Origin of the sequence: Paracoccus albus (assembly GCF_027913035.1) — a bacterium.
GTDB lineage: Bacteria > Pseudomonadota > Alphaproteobacteria > Rhodobacterales > Rhodobacteraceae > Paracoccus > Paracoccus albus.
On the sequence record NZ_CP115775.1, the window covers coordinates 268,488 to 283,638 of the forward strand.

The 15,151-nt window shown below is 58.0% G+C and carries 17 protein-coding genes and 1 tRNA gene; 5 read left to right on the plus strand and 13 right to left on the minus strand.

What is annotated here, in order from left to right; genetic code table 11:
- Nucleotides 1-30 precede the first annotated feature (30 nt).
- Nucleotides 31-273 (minus strand): hypothetical protein, encoded by a 243-nt coding sequence (locus tag PAF20_RS01365; protein ID WP_271071971.1) that lies wholly within the window; start codon nucleotides 271-273, stop codon nucleotides 31-33.
- Here PAF20_RS01365 and PAF20_RS01370 point away from each other — a divergent pair.
- Nucleotides 272-1,525 carry an MFS transporter gene (locus tag PAF20_RS01370; protein ID WP_434802931.1) on the plus strand — a complete coding sequence of 418 codons (1,254 nt, stop codon included), beginning with the start codon at nucleotides 272-274 and terminating at the stop codon, nucleotides 1,523-1,525. The two genes, PAF20_RS01365 and PAF20_RS01370, sit on opposite strands and share 2 nt — an antisense overlap.
- A 75-nt stretch (nucleotides 1,526-1,600) precedes the next feature.
- Here the strand turns inward: PAF20_RS01370 and PAF20_RS01375 are convergent, their stop codons facing one another.
- Both PAF20_RS01375 and PAF20_RS01380 read right to left on the minus strand, forming a co-directional pair.
- Nucleotides 1,601-2,572 (minus strand): TRAP transporter substrate-binding protein, encoded by a 972-nt coding sequence (locus PAF20_RS01375; RefSeq protein WP_271071972.1) that lies wholly within the window; start codon nucleotides 2,570-2,572, stop codon nucleotides 1,601-1,603.
- Nucleotides 2,573-2,634: 62 nt separating this feature from the next.
- Complete coding sequence (locus tag PAF20_RS01380; protein ID WP_271071973.1) at nucleotides 2,635-3,288, minus strand: DsbA family protein; 654 nt, start codon at nucleotides 3,286-3,288, stop codon at nucleotides 2,635-2,637.
- A 141-nt stretch (nucleotides 3,289-3,429) separates the two neighbouring features.
- Between PAF20_RS01380 and PAF20_RS01385 the strand changes: the two genes are divergently transcribed.
- The 3 genes from PAF20_RS01385 (at nucleotide 3,430) to PAF20_RS01395 (ending at nucleotide 6,637) form a co-directional block, all read left to right on the plus strand.
- Nucleotides 3,430-4,896, plus strand: a complete 1,467-nt coding sequence (locus tag PAF20_RS01385; RefSeq protein WP_271071974.1) for an inorganic phosphate transporter — start codon at nucleotides 3,430-3,432, stop codon at nucleotides 4,894-4,896.
- Between the two features lie 3 nt (nucleotides 4,897-4,899).
- On the plus strand, nucleotides 4,900-5,475 hold the full coding sequence (locus tag PAF20_RS01390) for a histidine phosphatase family protein (RefSeq protein WP_271071975.1): 576 nt from the start codon (nucleotides 4,900-4,902) through the stop codon (nucleotides 5,473-5,475).
- 166 nt (nucleotides 5,476-5,641) lie between these two features.
- Nucleotides 5,642-6,637, plus strand: a complete 996-nt coding sequence (locus tag PAF20_RS01395) for a Hint domain-containing protein (protein WP_271071976.1) — start codon at nucleotides 5,642-5,644, stop codon at nucleotides 6,635-6,637.
- A 137-nt stretch (nucleotides 6,638-6,774) separates the two neighbouring features.
- Here the strand turns inward: PAF20_RS01395 and glnA are convergent, their stop codons facing one another.
- The 10 genes from glnA to rpsF all read right to left on the minus strand — a co-directional run bounded on the left by glnA (nucleotide 6,775) and on the right by rpsF (nucleotide 14,129).
- On the minus strand, nucleotides 6,775-8,181 hold the full coding sequence (gene glnA, locus PAF20_RS01400; protein WP_271071977.1) for a type I glutamate--ammonia ligase: 1,407 nt from the start codon (nucleotides 8,179-8,181) through the stop codon (nucleotides 6,775-6,777).
- Nucleotides 8,182-8,269: 88 nt separating this feature from the next.
- Complete coding sequence (locus PAF20_RS01405) at nucleotides 8,270-8,608, minus strand: P-II family nitrogen regulator (protein WP_271071978.1); 339 nt, start codon at nucleotides 8,606-8,608, stop codon at nucleotides 8,270-8,272.
- Nucleotides 8,609-8,757: 149 nt separating this feature from the next.
- Nucleotides 8,758-9,159: a nuclear transport factor 2 family protein gene (locus tag PAF20_RS01410; RefSeq protein ID WP_271071979.1), complete on the minus strand. Its 402-nt coding sequence runs from the start codon at nucleotides 9,157-9,159 to the stop codon at nucleotides 8,758-8,760.
- Nucleotides 9,160-9,231: 72 nt separating this feature from the next.
- Nucleotides 9,232-10,566, minus strand: coding sequence for a trigger factor (gene tig / locus PAF20_RS01415; protein WP_271071980.1), 1,335 nt, complete (start codon nucleotides 10,564-10,566; stop codon nucleotides 9,232-9,234).
- 15 nt (nucleotides 10,567-10,581) lie between these two features.
- Nucleotides 10,582-10,666: transfer RNA gene (locus PAF20_RS01420), tRNA-Leu, on the minus strand.
- A 297-nt stretch (nucleotides 10,667-10,963) separates the two neighbouring features.
- The gene (locus PAF20_RS01425) at nucleotides 10,964-12,001 is read right to left on the minus strand and encodes a YihY/virulence factor BrkB family protein (RefSeq protein ID WP_271071981.1); all 1,038 of its coding nucleotides are present in this window, start codon (nucleotides 11,999-12,001) and stop codon (nucleotides 10,964-10,966) included.
- Nucleotides 12,002-12,028: 27 nt separating this feature from the next.
- The gene (locus tag PAF20_RS01430) at nucleotides 12,029-12,685 is read right to left on the minus strand and encodes a hypothetical protein (protein WP_271071982.1); all 657 of its coding nucleotides are present in this window, start codon (nucleotides 12,683-12,685) and stop codon (nucleotides 12,029-12,031) included.
- 214 nt (nucleotides 12,686-12,899) lie between these two features.
- Nucleotides 12,900-13,511 carry a 50S ribosomal protein L9 gene (gene rplI / locus PAF20_RS01435; protein ID WP_271071983.1) on the minus strand — a complete coding sequence of 204 codons (612 nt, stop codon included), beginning with the start codon at nucleotides 13,509-13,511 and terminating at the stop codon, nucleotides 12,900-12,902.
- Between the two features lie 12 nt (nucleotides 13,512-13,523).
- On the minus strand, nucleotides 13,524-13,751 hold the full coding sequence (gene rpsR, locus PAF20_RS01440) for a 30S ribosomal protein S18 (RefSeq protein ID WP_090520233.1): 228 nt from the start codon (nucleotides 13,749-13,751) through the stop codon (nucleotides 13,524-13,526).
- 12 nt (nucleotides 13,752-13,763) lie between these two features.
- Nucleotides 13,764-14,129: a 30S ribosomal protein S6 gene (rpsF, locus tag PAF20_RS01445; RefSeq protein WP_271071984.1), complete on the minus strand. Its 366-nt coding sequence runs from the start codon at nucleotides 14,127-14,129 to the stop codon at nucleotides 13,764-13,766.
- 227 nt (nucleotides 14,130-14,356) lie between these two features.
- On the opposite strand from rpsF, the gene PAF20_RS01450 reads away from it, so the two are divergent.
- Nucleotides 14,357-15,082, plus strand: a complete 726-nt coding sequence (locus PAF20_RS01450; RefSeq protein WP_271071985.1) for a YceI family protein — start codon at nucleotides 14,357-14,359, stop codon at nucleotides 15,080-15,082.
- The last annotated feature ends 69 nt before the right edge of the window (nucleotides 15,083-15,151 follow it).

The following is a 15,151-nucleotide window of genomic DNA, read 5'->3' on the forward strand; positions in this document are numbered from 1 at the left end:
CGACTTCTCTCTGCTCCATTCCGAAAAAAATCAGGGTGGAAACACATAATCAATGCTTTGATTGGGTATGGAGTGTAGTACCGGGATGATGATCGCGCCTATCGGATCGACAGTGATACCCAAAAAGTTCTGGCTGTGCTGAATCTGGTCGAGGCTTTCTCGAACTGAACGGGCATCATCCTCAGCCTTGGAACGGCGCGCCAGCCTTTTCGTTGGGCGGCCTTGACGTGCCTTCGGCACAGGCAGATCAATGGCGCGAAGGGATGATGTCATGTCCGATGTGACAGAGGATGCCGCCGCGGCACAGATCGCGGCCACCGATGCTTCAGCGCCGCCGCCGGAAAAGACGGCATGGCTGATACTGGCGGGCGTCAGCCTTTGCCATATGCTCAACGATGTGATGCAGTCGCTTCTGGCGGCGATCTATCCCTTACTGAAGGCGGAATTCGCGCTGCAGTTCTGGCAGATCGGGCTTCTGACGCTGGCCTTTCAGGGAACGGCATCACTGTTGCAGCCTGTCATTGGTGCGGTGACGGATAAGCGGCCCATGCCGATGTCGCTGCCCGTCGGTATGACCTCCAGCCTGATCGGGCTGGTGGCGCTGTCGCAGGCTGGCAGCTATCCGGTGCTGGTCGCAGGCGCGATGATGATCGGCTTTGGTTCCGCCGTTTTTCATCCTGAATCCAGCCGCGTGGCACGGCTGGCCTCTGGCGGTCGGTATGGCACCGCGCAGTCATTCTTTCAGGTGGGCGGCAACGCGGGCACCGCACTTGGGCCGCTGCTGGCAGCGTTCATTGTCGTGCCGAATGGCCGGGGATCGATCCTGTGGTTCACACTGATGGCGATACTTGGGATCTTTATCCTGACGCGGGTCGGGCTGTGGTATGGTGCGTATATGCGCGCCTCGGCATCGCGACGGCGGGCGGTTCCCAGCCACAGCCTTTCATTGGGCAGGGTGCGATTGGCGATCGTGATCCTTGCGCTGCTGACATTTTCCAAAAACATCTACACCGCGTCGATCACAAGCTATTACACCTTTTTCCTGATCGAGAAGTTTGGCCTGTCGCAGCAGCAGTCGCAGTTGATGCTTTTCGTTTTTCTTGCGGCAATGGCATTGGGCGTCATCCTTGGTGGCCCGCTTGGCGACAAGTTCAGGCCGCTGACGGTGATCTGGATATCCATCCTTGGCGTTTTGCCCTTTACGCTGCTGCTGCCCTATGCCGGGTTGATCGGAACGGGTGTGCTGACCTTCGTGATCGGGGTTGTCCTTGCCTCTGCCTTCCCGGCCATCGTCGTTTTTGCGCAAGAGCTTGTGCCGGGCCGTGTCGGTCTGATCGCAGGTATCTTCTTCGGTTTTGCTTTTGGCATGGGTGGTATCGCGGCGGCTGTTCTGGGCGTTATCGCAGACCATCGCGGGGTAGAGTTCGTCTATCGGCTTTGCGCGTGGATGCCTGCGATGGGGCTGCTGACGGTGTTTCTGCCGCGCGGCGCGGAAATGGCGGGGACCGTCAAGAACCTGGATTGAAGAGAGGCCCGCCGGTCAAAAAACCTGCCCGCGATGGCGGGCAGGTCTGTGCATCTTGTTTGGTAAAAGCGAAGATCACTCTACCGCGATTATGCTGTCCATCAGCTCTTTGCCATACTGGCTTTCATAATCGGCATAGGCATCGGCAAGCTGGTCCTGAAACGCCTGCTTTTCTTCAGCCGAAACCTCGTTCACCTCCATGCCGCGCTCACGCAGGGTGGCAACGCCTTCCGCCTCGACCGTGTCGACATAACCGCGCATCGCAGCGACCGCAGCTTCGCCGGCCTTGTCAAAAGCCGCTTTCTGTTCGTCATCCAGCCCGTCCCACAGTGGTTTGGACAAAAGGATGATCGCAGGTGAATAGACGTGACCATCCAGCGACAGATATTGCTGCACCTCGTTCAGATTGGCTGACACGATCACCGAAAGCGGGTTTTCCTGTCCGTCGATTGCGCCCTGTTGCAGTGCCGGAATGACCTCTGGCCATGCCATCGGCGTGGGGGCTGCACCAAGCGCCTCGAACGCTTTCAGATGGACCGGGTTTTCCATCGTGCGAATTTTCAGCCCGTCCAGATCGGCCGGCGTCGCAATTGGCCCGCGACTATTGGTGATATGGCGGAAGCCCTGTTCGCCCCAGGCCAACGCGTGAAGCCCCGCATCGTCAAATTTGGCCAGCATCTCTTGCCCGATCTCTCCGTCCAGCGTGTTGCGCGCGTGGCTGAGATCGCGGAACAGGAAGGGCACGTCAAAGACGCCGACTTCAGGTACGAAATTCGACAGCGTCCCCGAAGATGCAATTGTTGCGTCGATGGTGCCGATCTGAATGCCCTCAATCACCTCGCGTTCGCCGCCGAGGCCGGAGTTCGGAAACTGCTGGACCGCGAAGGCATCGCCCAGCTCTGCGGTCAGCGTTTCTTCAAATGCTTTGGCACCTGCGCCATAATGGCTGTCTTCGGCCAAAGCATAGCCCAGCTTCAGGTCGGCAGCCGCTGCCAACGTGGTCGAGCCTGCCAGCAGGGTCACGGCCAATGCAAAATGTCGTGTCATGTAAACTTCCTCCGGTTTTCGGAGGACAGATTGATGTGCCGCGCGTCATGCGTCAATGGCCGCTACAACTCGTATTTACGCGCATCCGCCACAAGCTCTTTCAGGTCGGCCAGGTTGAGCCTGCCAAAAGCTGCCTCATGCCCGGCAATGAAGGTGGGCGTGCCGCTCAGCATCATGGTGTCCGCGAGGTCCATCGATTCATAAATCTGATCAAGGATCGCACGCTTTTCCATATCTTCGCGCAGCTTCGCCTCATCCAGACCGACATCGCGTGCGACACGCAACACCGTCGCTTGCTCTGCCCGCGCCTTCATGCTCATCAGGGCTTCGTGGAACTGCCAGTATTTCCCCTGCTGCAACGAGGCAAGCGAGGCTTTGGCAGCAAAGAATGAGCCCTCACCGAAAACCGGCCATTCGCGGAACACCACACGCAGGGATTTGTCCTCGCCGATCAGGCGCTGCACATCGCGCATGTTCTGGCGGCAAAACGGACAATTGTAATCAAAAAATTCCGTCAGGGTGACGTCGCCTTGCGGATTGCCCAGAACGGGCAGGGCAGGGTTACGTTCCAGCACGCGGCGCAGTTCCGCAGGCATCGGGTTGGGATGCGCCTGCTTATCCTGCGCCAGCACGCGCAAAGGTGCGCCTGCCAAGGCAGCCCCGGCAGCAGTGGCGGTGATCATCATGCGTCGGTTCATCGCTGGCTTATAGGGCATTCAACACTCCTGACTGGCTGCCTCAACGTGACCGACCCTGACCCGCGCAGCAAGGCTCGCCTCCAAACATTGCCGTGAGCATGGTAATTGTCCGTAAATCATATTGCTGTTACGCAACCGTCACAAAAAAGCGGGTGCGAAATGGCCGATACCGATCCCAAGTCATGGAAGACACTTAACAAGGACCTCGACCGTATTTCGATGCTCGAACAGGCGACGGCGCTTGTGTCGCGCCCGCTGGTTGCGCCGGGTATCGCATTGGCTTTCATGGTGCTTGTCGGGCTGTCAGTTGGGTCCTTCAGCGGGGTCAGCGCCGTCACGGCGATTGTCATCGCTGCATCGGTCGTGGGCGCATACATGGCACTGAATATCGGCGCCAACGACGTGGCCAACAATATGGGCCCGGCGGTGGGCGCCCGCGCGATGACCATCGGTTCGGCACTGATCGTCGCCGCAATCTGTGAAACGGCAGGCGCGCTGCTGGCGGGCGGGGATGTGGTTTCCACCGTGTCACGCGGCATCATCTCACCCGAAAGCGTCGCGCAGCCGCAGATCTTCATTTGGGCGATGTTTTCTGCCCTGCTGGCGGGTGCGTTGTGGATCAACCTCGCCACATGGATCGGTGCACCCGTATCGACCACCCATTCCATCGTTGGCGGGGTCATGGGCGCAGGGATCGCGGCGGCAGGCTTTGCGGCGGTGAATTGGCCGACAATGGGTGCCATTGTCGCAAGCTGGGTGATTTCACCGGTCATGGGCGGGGTGATTGCGGCCGCATTCCTTGCCTTCATCAAGACGAAGATCATCTATACTGAAGATATGTTGGCCTCTGCCCGCCGTTGGGTGCCCGTGCTGATTGGCATCATGGCGGGGACATTCGCGACCTATCTGGCGCTGAAAGGGCTGAAAAAGCTGATCTCCGTCGGTTTCGGCCCTGCGGTTCTGCTCGGCCTCGCAATCGCCATCGTGACAACCTTCGTCATGCGCCCCGTCATCGCCCGCCAGTCCCGCGGGTTAGAGCCGCGCAAGAAATCCCTGAAAGAATTGTTTTCTATCCCACTGGTGCTTTCGGCTGCGCTTCTGTCCTTCGCGCATGGCGCAAATGACGTTGCGAACGCCGTTGGTCCGCTTGCTGCCATTGTTCACGCGGTGCAGGATGGAGGCAGTTCGGACAGCGTATCCATTCCGATTTGGGTGATGCTGATCGGCGGTGCGGGACTGTCCGTCGGCCTGTTGCTGTTTGGTCCGAAGCTCATCAATATCGTCGGGAATGAGATCACACGCCTGAACGCCATGCGGGCCTATTGCGTGGCGCTGTCGGCTGCATTCACCGTTATCATTGCCTCTTGGCTGGGCCTGCCAGTCAGTTCCACCCACATCGCAATCGGCGGCATCTTCGGCGTCGGCTTCTTTCGCGAATGGTACCATGAACGTGTCATGGGAGAGTTGCGCACCGATACCACATCGACGGCAGAGCAACGGCGCAGGAAAAAGGTCGTTCGCCGTTCGCATTTCACGACCATCCTTGCCGCATGGTTGATTACCGTGCCTGCCGCTGCCAGTCTGTCTGCGTTGCTCTATTGGGTGTTCACCTCTCTTTGGATGTAGATGATGCGCGAATGGCCCGATCTCTGGCTGATGCGTCATGGTCAGACCGAATGGAACGCGGCTGGCCGAATGCAGGGTCACCTGGACAGTCCGCTGACTGCACTTGGTCGCGAACAAGCCCGACGTCAGGCAGCGATAATGGCACCGATCCTTGATGCCCGAGCTGATGATATCGCGCTGATTTCCAGCCCGCTTGGCCGCGCCGTCGAAACTGCGAACATCGTTTTCGGCAACCGACCTTTCCAGCTGCAACCCGATTTTCGCGAAATTTCTGTCGGCGCGTTTGAGGGCCGGACGCATCCCGATCTGGAGGCTGAATTTCCGGATCTATTCTCCAGAAGCTGGCTCGGCTGGTACGATCTTGCGCCCGATGGTGAGGGATTGTCGCGTCTTCGCGAAAGGGTGAATGCCGGTCTGTCGGCACTGACCGGCCCCGCAGCCATCGTCTGTCACGGCATTACGCTGCGTATGATTCGGCTGATTGTGCTGGGTTGGGCGAACGACCGGCTTGAGGAAATGGAGGTCCGGCAAGGTGCCGTCCACCTTCTGCGCGCCGGGCAAGAGAAGATGATAGTTTAATTTCAATTATATAACTGAATGCTATTGTCGAATCCAGCGTTACTTGAGGGCTTTGGTTCAGTCCCAATGCGCGAATTGGACGCGACAGATTGAAATGTATATATATGCTCATGGATTTTATATCCGATCCCATTTTTAAGAACGATTGTGATCAAGGATTCAGGCGATGGCCCAAGAGTATCAGGACCAGTTTTATTTCATTGATCCCAACAACCCGCCCGACATCGGAACGCCGCTATCGCCGGTCAATCTGACCATCACCGACAACAATGATGATGCTAACATCAGCGAGCGGGTCGGTGACGCTATCGACGGTGTCGCGATCAGAAATGTCTATGATGGCGACTCAATCGAAGTGCGGCAATCTGATGGAACTATTGTCGAGATAACTGGCGTCACTTTCGTTCTTGAAGACGACCGCGTTGTACTCACGCCCACAGATCAGTCAGTTCTGGGTGAGGTGACCTATCAGGATACCACTGGAACCGCGCCAAGCGGTGGCGGAACTGTCGCGACGGATCGCCTCGCGCCGGTTTGTTTCACATCAGGAACTCTGCTGCTTGGGGAGCAGGGGAATCCCGTCTTGATTGACGAGCTGCGCCCCGGTGACAAGGTGCGGGTTGTCACCTCGAACGAAGCAGAGGACAAGCCCGTTCGCTGGATCAGCCGTCGCACGATTTTTGCCAGAGATATGGAATCCAATCCGAAACTGCGACCCGTTCGTATATCTGCCGGATCGCTGGGAAACGGCATCCCGACGCGCGACCTTGTCGTTTCGCGCGAGCACCGGATGATGACCGGTTCCCGCATCGCCAAACGCATGTTCGACACAACCGAGATCCTGATTCCCGCAATTCGTCTGACGGAACTTCCGGGCATCTACGTAGATGACGATGCGACAGAGGTTACCTATTTCCATCTTCTCTTCGAAGAACATGAAATCGTCGTGGCCGAGGGTGCCGCCAGCGAAAGTCTGTTTGTAGGGGCCGAAGCGTTGAAGTCGATCTCTGACGAAGCGCGTGAAGAGCTTCTTACGATTTTCCCTGAATTCGGCAGCGGCGAGACCGCTGCAAAGCCCGCCCGTAAGATTCCATCCGCAAAAGAACAGCGAAAGCTTGTTGAGCGACATATCAAGAATGGGCTGCCACTTTTCGGCGACTGAACCACGATCAGTCGTTCGGAACCGGCCAACTGCTACTGCCGCGCTGCCCGGATTGCGCCCCGCTACACGTCTTTATCGGACAAAAAAACAGGCGGCCCAAAGGCCACCTGTGGATCGTTTGCGGATAATCGCTCGGATCAGACCGAGTAATACATCTGGTACTCAACCGGGTGCGGCGTATGCTCGTAGGCATAAACCTCTTCCCATTTCAGCGCCATGTAGCCTTCCAGCTGACCCCTGGTGAACACGTCGCCGGCCAGCAGGAAGTCCATGTCCTTTTCAAGCTCTTCCAGGGCTTCACGCAGCGAGCCGCAGACGGTCGGGATCTCTGCCAGCTCTTCGGGCGGCAGGTCGTACAGGTCCTTGTCCGATGCCGGGCCGGGGTCGATCTTGTTCTTGATGCCGTCCAGACCCGCCATCAGCAGGGCAGCAAAGCACAGATACGGGTTCGCAGCCGGGTCGGGGAACCGCGCCTCGACCCGCTTGGCTTTCGGGCTTTCGGTCCACGGAATCCGCACGCAGCCGGACCGGTTGCGCGCAGAATAAGCCCGCAGAACCGGGGCTTCGAAGCCGGGGATCAGGCGCTTGTAGCTGTTGGTTGATGGGTTGGTCAGCGCGTTCAGCGCCTTCGCGTGTTTCAGCACACCGCCAATGAAATACAGCGCTTCTTGTGACAGATCGGCATATTTGTCGCCCGCGAAAAGCGGCTTGCCGTCCTTCCAGATGGACATGTTCACATGCATGCCGGAGCCATTGTCGCCCTTCATCGGCTTCGGCATGAAAGTCGCCGTCTTGCCGTAGGCATCAGCCACGTTGTGAATGATGTATTTGTATTTTTGAAGGTTGTCGGCCTGCTCGGTCAGGGTACCAAAGATCAGCCCCAGCTCGTGCTGCGCAGTGGCAACCTCGTGATGGTGTTTGTCGACCTTCATGCCGACGCGCTTCATCGTCGACAGCATTTCGCCGCGGATGTCCTGGGCCGCATCAATCGGGTTGACCGGGAAGTAGCCACCTTTGTGGCCTGCGCGATGGCCAAGGTTGCCATCCTCATAGCCCGTATCGGTGTTCCATGCGGCATCGACCGAATCGATCTGATAACCGACTTTCTGCGGCGTGACCGAATAGCGCACGTCGTCGAACAGGAAGAACTCAGCCTCGGGTCCCCAATAGGAAACATCGCCGATACCAGTCGATTTCAGATAGGCCTCTGCCTTGACTGCCGTGCCGCGCGGGTCACGGGCGTAGGGCTCGCCGGTGTCGGGTTCGACCACGTTGCAGTGAATGCAAAGTGTTTTTTCTGCATAAAACGGGTCGATATAGGCCGATGTCGTGTCGGGCATCAGTTTCATGTCCGACTGGTCGATCGACTTCCAGCCAGCAATGGATGAGCCATCGAACATGAAGCCCTCTTCGAAGAAATCTTCGTCGATGAGGTCCACGACAAGCGTGACGTGCTGCAATTTGCCCTTTGGGTCGGTGAAGCGGATGTCGACATATTCGACGTCCTCATTCTTCATCAGTTCGAGGACTTCTTTGACTTTCATGGAGCCTTTCCTTCTTCAGGGCGGAACCGGCCACAGCCGGTCCCAGAGAAATTTTGTAATGAATGCGTCGCCGTATCAGACAGCGGCCTTACACGGCATCGTCGCCGGTTTCCCCGGTGCGGATGCGGATCGCCTGATCGATGGGTGATACGAAGATCTTGCCATCGCCGATCTTTTCTGTCCGTGCGGCAGAGGTTATCGCCTCGACAGCGGCGTCGATCTGATCGTCTGGCAGGACCATCTCGATCTTGATCTTGGGCAGGAAGTCGACGACATATTCTGCCCCGCGATACAGTTCTGTATGTCCTTTCTGACGACCGAACCCTTTGACTTCGGTGACGGTAAGACCCTGCACGCCAACTTCCTGAAGGGCTTCTTTCACATCATCCAGTTTAAAAGGCTTGATGATCGCTTCGACCTTTTTCATCGCGGTGATCCTTCCTGCGCTTGTCTGTGCCCTGCTTGCCGGGTTTGCCGCCAATCGTCCACGAGTTCAGCGTAATATGCAGGCGTTTGGCACCCGAATAGCGACCGAATAGATTAAATAATGCGCATATTGCCTAAAAAATAGACATATCACCATTGCGCGATCTGTCGGTCAATCTTCAGAAACCCCTCTCTCCAAGCGGGCACAGGATATTCATCCGGCCAGTATTCGGTTTGCCGCAGGATCAGATTCCCACTGATTTCGTGAAAGGTGATGGCATGGGTCGCGATTTCAAGCGGTTCATGGGTGATGCGCGTGTCGGTCACGACCCGGTTGCCGTCTGCGACGAGCGATATTTCCTCGAATCGCCAATCGCCGCGACCGGGAAAGGCGTTGTTGACCGCAGCGTATTCCGCGGGTCCACGGATAACTTCGCCGGTTTGCGGCCATGAGCCTATATAGTCGGGTGAAAGCCATTCCCGCGCGGCCATATCAAAGTCATTGCTTTGCATGGAGGCCCAGAAGGCGCGAACGATATCAGTGCTATTCATGGCTTTCCTTCCTGGACAAAAAAAAGCCGCGACCTTTCGGGCGCGGCTTTCATCATTGGCTTCTCGTCGTGCTCAAAGCTCGTCGAGAGCTTCGACAGCCTTTTCGAGATCCTCTTTCGAGACCTCCTTGTCTTTCACCTTTGCCTGCTCAGCAATGTGATCGACAACCTTGTCTTCGAAGATCGGCGCACGCAGCTGTTGCTGTGCCTGCGCGTTTTGTTGAATGAACTCGAAGAACTGACGCTCCTGACCCGGGAACTGGCGGGCCTGATTCATGACGGCCTGCGTGAATTCCTGATCCGAAACCTGCACTTCAGCCTTCTGACCGATCTCGGCCAGCAGCAGGCCAAGGCGCACGCGGCGTTCGGCCAGCTTCTTGTGCTCTTCGGTCGGTTCGATCTCGCCATGGTCATGGCCGTGATCATCCGGATTCTCTTCATGGTAAAGCTGGTGGGCGATCTGACCGGCTTCGGCTTCGACCAGAACTTCCGGAAGATCAAACTTGACCTGCTTGTCCAGCTGATCCAGCAGCGCACGCTTCATGACAGCGCGGCTTGCGCCTTTATATTCGCCTTCCAGACGCTCTGCGATCTGTTCTTTCAGCTTGTCGAGCGATTCTGCGCCGAAACGCTTCGCGAGCTCGTCGTCGATCTTGGCGTCGACAGGCTTTTTGACAGCCTTGACCGTCGTCGCAAAGACAGCATCTTTGCCCGCAAGTGCTTCATGTCCGTAGTCGTCGGGGAACTTCACGTTCACTTCGACTTCGTCGCCAGCTTTTGCGCCGGTCAGCTGATCCTCGAATCCGGGGATGAAGCTGCCTGAACCCAGAACCAGCGGATAGTCTTCGGCGGTGCCACCTTCGAAGAGTTCGCCGTCGACCGAGCCTTTGAAGTCGATCACGACCTGATCGTCCTTGGCGGCCTTGGAGCCCTTTTTCTTATCCTCATAGGAGGTCGCGTTCTTGGCCAGACCTTCCAGAGCTTCGGTGACTGCCGCATCTTCCGCCTTCACGACAAGCCGCTCTAGATCCAGCTTGGACAGATCGACTTCGGGGATTTCCGGCAGAATTTCGTAGGAAACGTTGACGACGACATCATCGCCTTCCTTCCAGTTCTCACCATCGGCCATTTCGACCTTCGGCTGAACGGCGGGGCGGTCGCCGGATTTTTCCATATGCTCACGCAGCGCGCCGTCGATGGAATCCTGCATGGCATCGCCCATCACGCGGGGGCCGAACTGCTTTTTCAGCATCGCCATCGGCACCTTGCCCTTGCGGAAGCCCTTCATTTCCACTTCGGGCTGCGCTTCCTTCAGCTTCTGATCGACCATAGCGGCCAGATCCGAAGCGGGGAGGGTCAGTTGGTAGCCGCGCTTGAGGCCTTCGTTCTGGGTCTCTGTGACCTGCATGTCATATCCTTCGTATGGTGCGGGTGGAGGGACTTGAACCCCCACGCCTTGCGGCGCCAGAACCTAAATCTGGTGCGTCTACCAATTTCGCCACACCCGCATTGTCCAGTGGCGGCGCCAGCTGGCCCGCCACGAAAATCCGCGCCGTTCTATCAAAGCACTGCACGGGGTGCGAGGGGAAAATCACGCCCAACCGCAAAGGATAGCAGGTATTTGCTTGGGCAGATCGTCCGCTTTCACAGAGAGCGGCTGGCTCTGAGTGGATATGGGCGGGATTTGGGCGGCATCAAGGGCGCTGCACCGCCGCTGCCCGTGCAGCCAGCGACCGAAAGTATATTTCCGTCATCGTATTCTGCACCAACGTGCTTCAACATCGAATCGCCTGTTCAGATCGCGCTCATGCTTTCTGAGGTTCACCGCGAAGGGCGCGCAGATGTCGTTCGGCTACCGAATTCACCTCTGCCCCGACCAGGATCACGATTGCGGAAATCCACAGCCACATCATCAGAACGATTACCGCGCCTAGCGTGCCGTAGGTTTCGTTATAATTCGCGAAATTTGCCGCATACCATGAAAACAAGGCCGAAGTGCCGACCAGACCTATTGTCGCAATCAGCGCACCGGGTGAGACCCAACTGAAATGCGCATCGTTCCGGCTTGGACCCCAGCGATACAGCAGGCTGATCGCCAACATCAGCACGGCAAACATGATCGGCCAGCGGATGGCAGAGACAAAGCCTCTAGTCTCCTCTGGCAGGGGCAGCCAGTTCAGGACCGCAGGCAAAACGGCGATGGTCCCGATCAGGGCGATCAGCAGGAAGATGGCACCGATGGTCATCGCCAGAGAGACGAGATTAAGCTTGATGAAGCCACGCTCTTCCTTCTGGAACCACGCGACGTTCAACGCGTCCATCAGCGCCTTCATGCCGCCATTCGCAGACCAAAGCGTTGCAAGCAGGCCCGCGATACCCGCAAATGACAAGGCAGTCCCGGGAGAGCTTACGATGGATTCGACCTGACCGCGAATGATGTCGAGGGCAGAGGGTGGGATGAACTCTGCCATATTATCAAGTTGTTCGCTGATGACGGCAGGGTCGGCGACAAGTCCGAATATGGATACCAAAGCTGTGATGGCGGGAAATAAAGCCAGCAATCCGAAGAATGTGACGCCGCCCGCGACAGAGGTGACGCGATCCTCTCCGATCTCGCTTACTGTGCCTTTCAGCACAGCCACCCATTCCTTGGGCTTCAACCCCCAGGCGGAGTTTGGCGGGTTTGCGCGAGGGCGCGGAAGCGGGTCATCTTCTTGATGACCCTTGCCAGACCTATCCGATCTGTTTTCGTCCGCGTCTGTTCCCTCATGGCGATTTTCTTCGCCGATCTCGTACCGCTTGCGAATTTCTTCCGGCAGCGGGTCGAAGATGGCTTCGGACACGCTTCTTTCAGGAGGTCTCGCCATAGATCAAAGGTTCCGCATGCGCCGGTCTTCGTCGCTCATCTCTGCCTTGGTGTAACGGGCGGTGCTATCGTCCGATGCCGGTGAGCGCTTCGGATCGTCCGAACTGCGCGTTCCCAGGAACTCCTGCAACCGATCAGCGGCGTCACTGAAGTTGCGCATGATTTCGTCGCTGTTGGCGGACACGGTCCTGAACCCCTCAAGCGCGGTTCCTGCCGCCCCGATCAGCGCGACGATGTTGCGGGCAGCGCTACCAATTCCATCGCCAAACCCTTCAGATTGTTGCGCACGCCTGCGACGAGCGCGTTGGGCCGCTGCCCTTATCTCAGCCGCCTGGTCATCGTAGTCAATGAAATCTGCGTTGGCGCGGGCGCGCATCCGGGCACGCCGCTGCGGCCCCATCGAGGCATAACGCGGCGCGTGACGGGGACGCGGACCCTGTACGGGGCGCGGGCGGTCTTCTTCGCTGTCGCCGGAAACCGCGCCAGCAGCCGCGCGCGCGGCAAGTGCACCGACGGTCAGCGCAAGACCGACTCCGCCCCAGATCAACAGTGTCGATCGTAGGTCCTTGGGCGGCGGCGCGTCGTCAGCAGGAATATGGCCTTCGGGAACCGGACGCGGTCCATGTGGTGTATTGGTGGTCACATCAGCAAAGCGAGACATGGTTCGGTCCCTTTCCCTTTCAAATCGGAGTTACTTGCAAAACGAGCGGCAGCGCAGTTTCGTTCCAGTTTATCCGATGTAGAAATGCTAATCGCGCCGGATATTTCGGTCGACGGAGGTTGCCAACCCGATCCGGGCGGGGCTGCCCCGCTCAACGAAAAACCGCGCCGATCTGATCGGCGCGGTCCCAATTTTTGCGATGAAGGCGTTGCGCTTATTCGCCGGCAGCAGCCGTCGCTTCCGAGCCCTGATCGTCGTCTTCATCACGCGAAGCTGACCCGATATCATCGAACAGTTCCGAGATTTCGAATTCGGCAGCAGCGTCTTCTTCCGCGGCCAGATCCTGAATCGACTTGCCAGCGGCCTGAAGCTCTGCTTCTTCGTTCGAGCGGGCGACGTTCAGCGTAATCTCGGCCTCGACTTCCGGGTGAAGGACGACCTTGATCTTGTGCAGACCAAGCTCCTTGATCGGTGCGCCAAGAACCACTTGCTTGCGGTCGACCTCATGACCGGCTTCGTTTGCTGCGTCTGCGGCGTCACGCGGGGTGACCGAACCATACAGCGCGCCAGCATCGGATGCCGACCGGATGACGATGAAGGTTTCGCCGTCAAGCTTGTCAGCGAATTTCTGAGCGTCGGCCTTCGATTCGTCGTTTTTCGCGACGAGCGCGGCTTTTTGCGCTTCAAACGCGGCGACATTGGCGTCAGAGGCACGCAGTGCCTTTCCCTGCGGCAGCAGGAAATTGCGGGCGTAACCTTCCTTGACCTTCACCACGTCGCCCATGGCGCCGAGCTTGGCCACGCGTTCCAGCAGGATGACTTGCATGGGTCTTCCTCCTTATTTCACAACGTATGGCAGCAGTGCCAGAAAGCGCGCGCGCTTGATGGCCTGTGCCAGCTTACGCTGGTTCTTTGCCGAAACCGCGGTGATGCGCGACGGCACAATTTTGCCGCGTTCGCTGATATAGCGCTGCAGCAGGCGGGTGTCTTTATAGTCGATCTTGGGGGCGTTATCGCCACCGAACGGATCGACCTTACGACGACGGAAAAACGGTTTGTTCGCCATATCTCGATCTCCTTAGTTGTCGCGGTCGCGACGCTCGCGGCGTTCGCCACGCTCTTCGCGTTTCTGCATCTGAACCGACGGACCTTCTTCGTGGGCGTCGACCTTGATCGACATCACACGCATCACGTCGTCATGCAGGCGGGCCAGACGTTCCATTTCCTGCACTGCGGCCGAAGGCGCATCGGTGCGCAGGAAGGCATAGTGGCCCTTGCGGTTCTTGTTGATCTTGTAGGCGAGGGTGCGCACACCCCAGTATTCGCTGTCGATCACCTTGCCGCCATTATCGGCCAGCACGGTGGAAAAATGTTCGATCAGCCCTTCGGCCTGCGTATTCGACAGGTCCTGACGGGCGATCATCACATGCTCATAAAACGGCATGTCAGACCTTTCAGTTTCAAGGCGGCTTCAACGGCGGGAAAACCCTTCCACGCCCCGCCACGAGGGGCCTGCCGGTTTCGCGATTGCGGAAGGATAGGGCCTTATAGCCGGGGATTCCGCTTTTGCAAGGCGATTCGTGCTTGTGCAGGCGCCAGCTTCACGGCTTCGACAGCCAAGGAACTCTGCCGGCGGCTGGCCGTTCATTGTGCAGAATGAAGGAGTATTAAATGACCAATCCATTCAAATCACCTGTATCACTGACCGCGTTCATCCTGACCGGTGTCATGTCTTTGCCCGCCTTCGCGCAGGATGCGGCAACAGATGATGCGCCCGCGACAGAGGCTCCCGCTACTGAAACGCCCGCTGAGGCAGCTCCGCCTGCCGATGGGGGAGGCGATCCGATGCAGCGTCCGGGCAACGACGACACGGTACCGACCGCCGGAACCTACAGCTTCGATCCCGCCCACAGCCAGATCGTCTTTGAATATAACCATATGGGCTTTTCGACCTCGCATGGCTTCGTGAACGGGGTGGAGGGTACGCTGAACATCGATCCCGACGACCCCTCCGCCGCGACGGTAGAGGCGTCCTTCCCGCTCGACGCACTGCGGACGGTGGATGCAGAACTGGATCAGCATGTGATGGGTCCGGATTTCTTCAACGTTACCGGCGAAGTCCCTGTTGTGACCTTCAAATCCACCAGCGTCGAAGCAGATGGCGATGATGAGGCTCGCGTCACAGGCGATCTGACGCTGAATGGTGTGACCAAGCCCGTCACGCTTGAAGTGGAGTTTGAGGGTGCTGGCCTTGATCCCATGACCCAGGCAGAAACGGTTGGTTTCAGCGCCGAAGCGGAAATCAAGCGTTCTGACTTTAACCTCGGTGCGTTTGCGCCTGCGGTCAGCGATGAGGTCGAGTTTGAGATCAACGTCGAAGCGAAGAAAGACGGCTGAACCGCAAAGATGACCAATCTTCGAAAGGGGTCGCGAGATGCGGCCCCTTTTTTGTCGGGGGCCAAGGTC

Coding starts and splice junctions, on each gene's coding strand:
- PAF20_RS01365 (WP_271071971.1), bottom strand. CDS start 273: ATGACATCATCCCTTCGCGCCATTGATCTGCCTGTGCCGAAGGCACGT.
- rpsF (WP_271071984.1), bottom strand. CDS start 14,129: ATGCCGTTTTATGAGCATGTGATGATCGCCCGTCAGGACCTGTCGAAT.
- rpsR (WP_090520233.1), bottom strand. CDS start 13,751: ATGGCGAACAAACCGTTTTTCCGTCGTCGTAAGGTCGATCCGTTCGGT.
- PAF20_RS01390 (WP_271071975.1), top strand. CDS start 4,900: ATGCGCGAATGGCCCGATCTCTGGCTGATGCGTCATGGTCAGACCGAA.
- tig (WP_271071980.1), bottom strand. CDS start 10,566: ATGCAGGTCACAGAGACCCAGAACGAAGGCCTCAAGCGCGGCTACCAA.
- PAF20_RS01385 (WP_271071974.1), top strand. CDS start 3,430: ATGGCCGATACCGATCCCAAGTCATGGAAGACACTTAACAAGGACCTC.
- rplI (WP_271071983.1), bottom strand. CDS start 13,511: ATGCAAGTCATCCTGCTGGAACGCGTGGCCAAGCTCGGCGCCATGGGC.
- PAF20_RS01380 (WP_271071973.1), bottom strand. CDS start 3,288: ATGCCCTATAAGCCAGCGATGAACCGACGCATGATGATCACCGCCACT.
- PAF20_RS01405 (WP_271071978.1), bottom strand. CDS start 8,608: ATGAAAAAGGTCGAAGCGATCATCAAGCCTTTTAAACTGGATGATGTG.
- PAF20_RS01450 (WP_271071985.1), top strand. CDS start 14,357: ATGACCAATCCATTCAAATCACCTGTATCACTGACCGCGTTCATCCTG.
- PAF20_RS01395 (WP_271071976.1), top strand. CDS start 5,642: ATGGCCCAAGAGTATCAGGACCAGTTTTATTTCATTGATCCCAACAAC.
- PAF20_RS01370 (WP_434802931.1), top strand. CDS start 272: ATGTCCGATGTGACAGAGGATGCCGCCGCGGCACAGATCGCGGCCACC.
- PAF20_RS01410 (WP_271071979.1), bottom strand. CDS start 9,159: ATGAATAGCACTGATATCGTTCGCGCCTTCTGGGCCTCCATGCAAAGC.
- glnA (WP_271071977.1), bottom strand. CDS start 8,181: ATGAAAGTCAAAGAAGTCCTCGAACTGATGAAGAATGAGGACGTCGAA.
- PAF20_RS01430 (WP_271071982.1), bottom strand. CDS start 12,685: ATGTCTCGCTTTGCTGATGTGACCACCAATACACCACATGGACCGCGT.
- PAF20_RS01375 (WP_271071972.1), bottom strand. CDS start 2,572: ATGACACGACATTTTGCATTGGCCGTGACCCTGCTGGCAGGCTCGACC.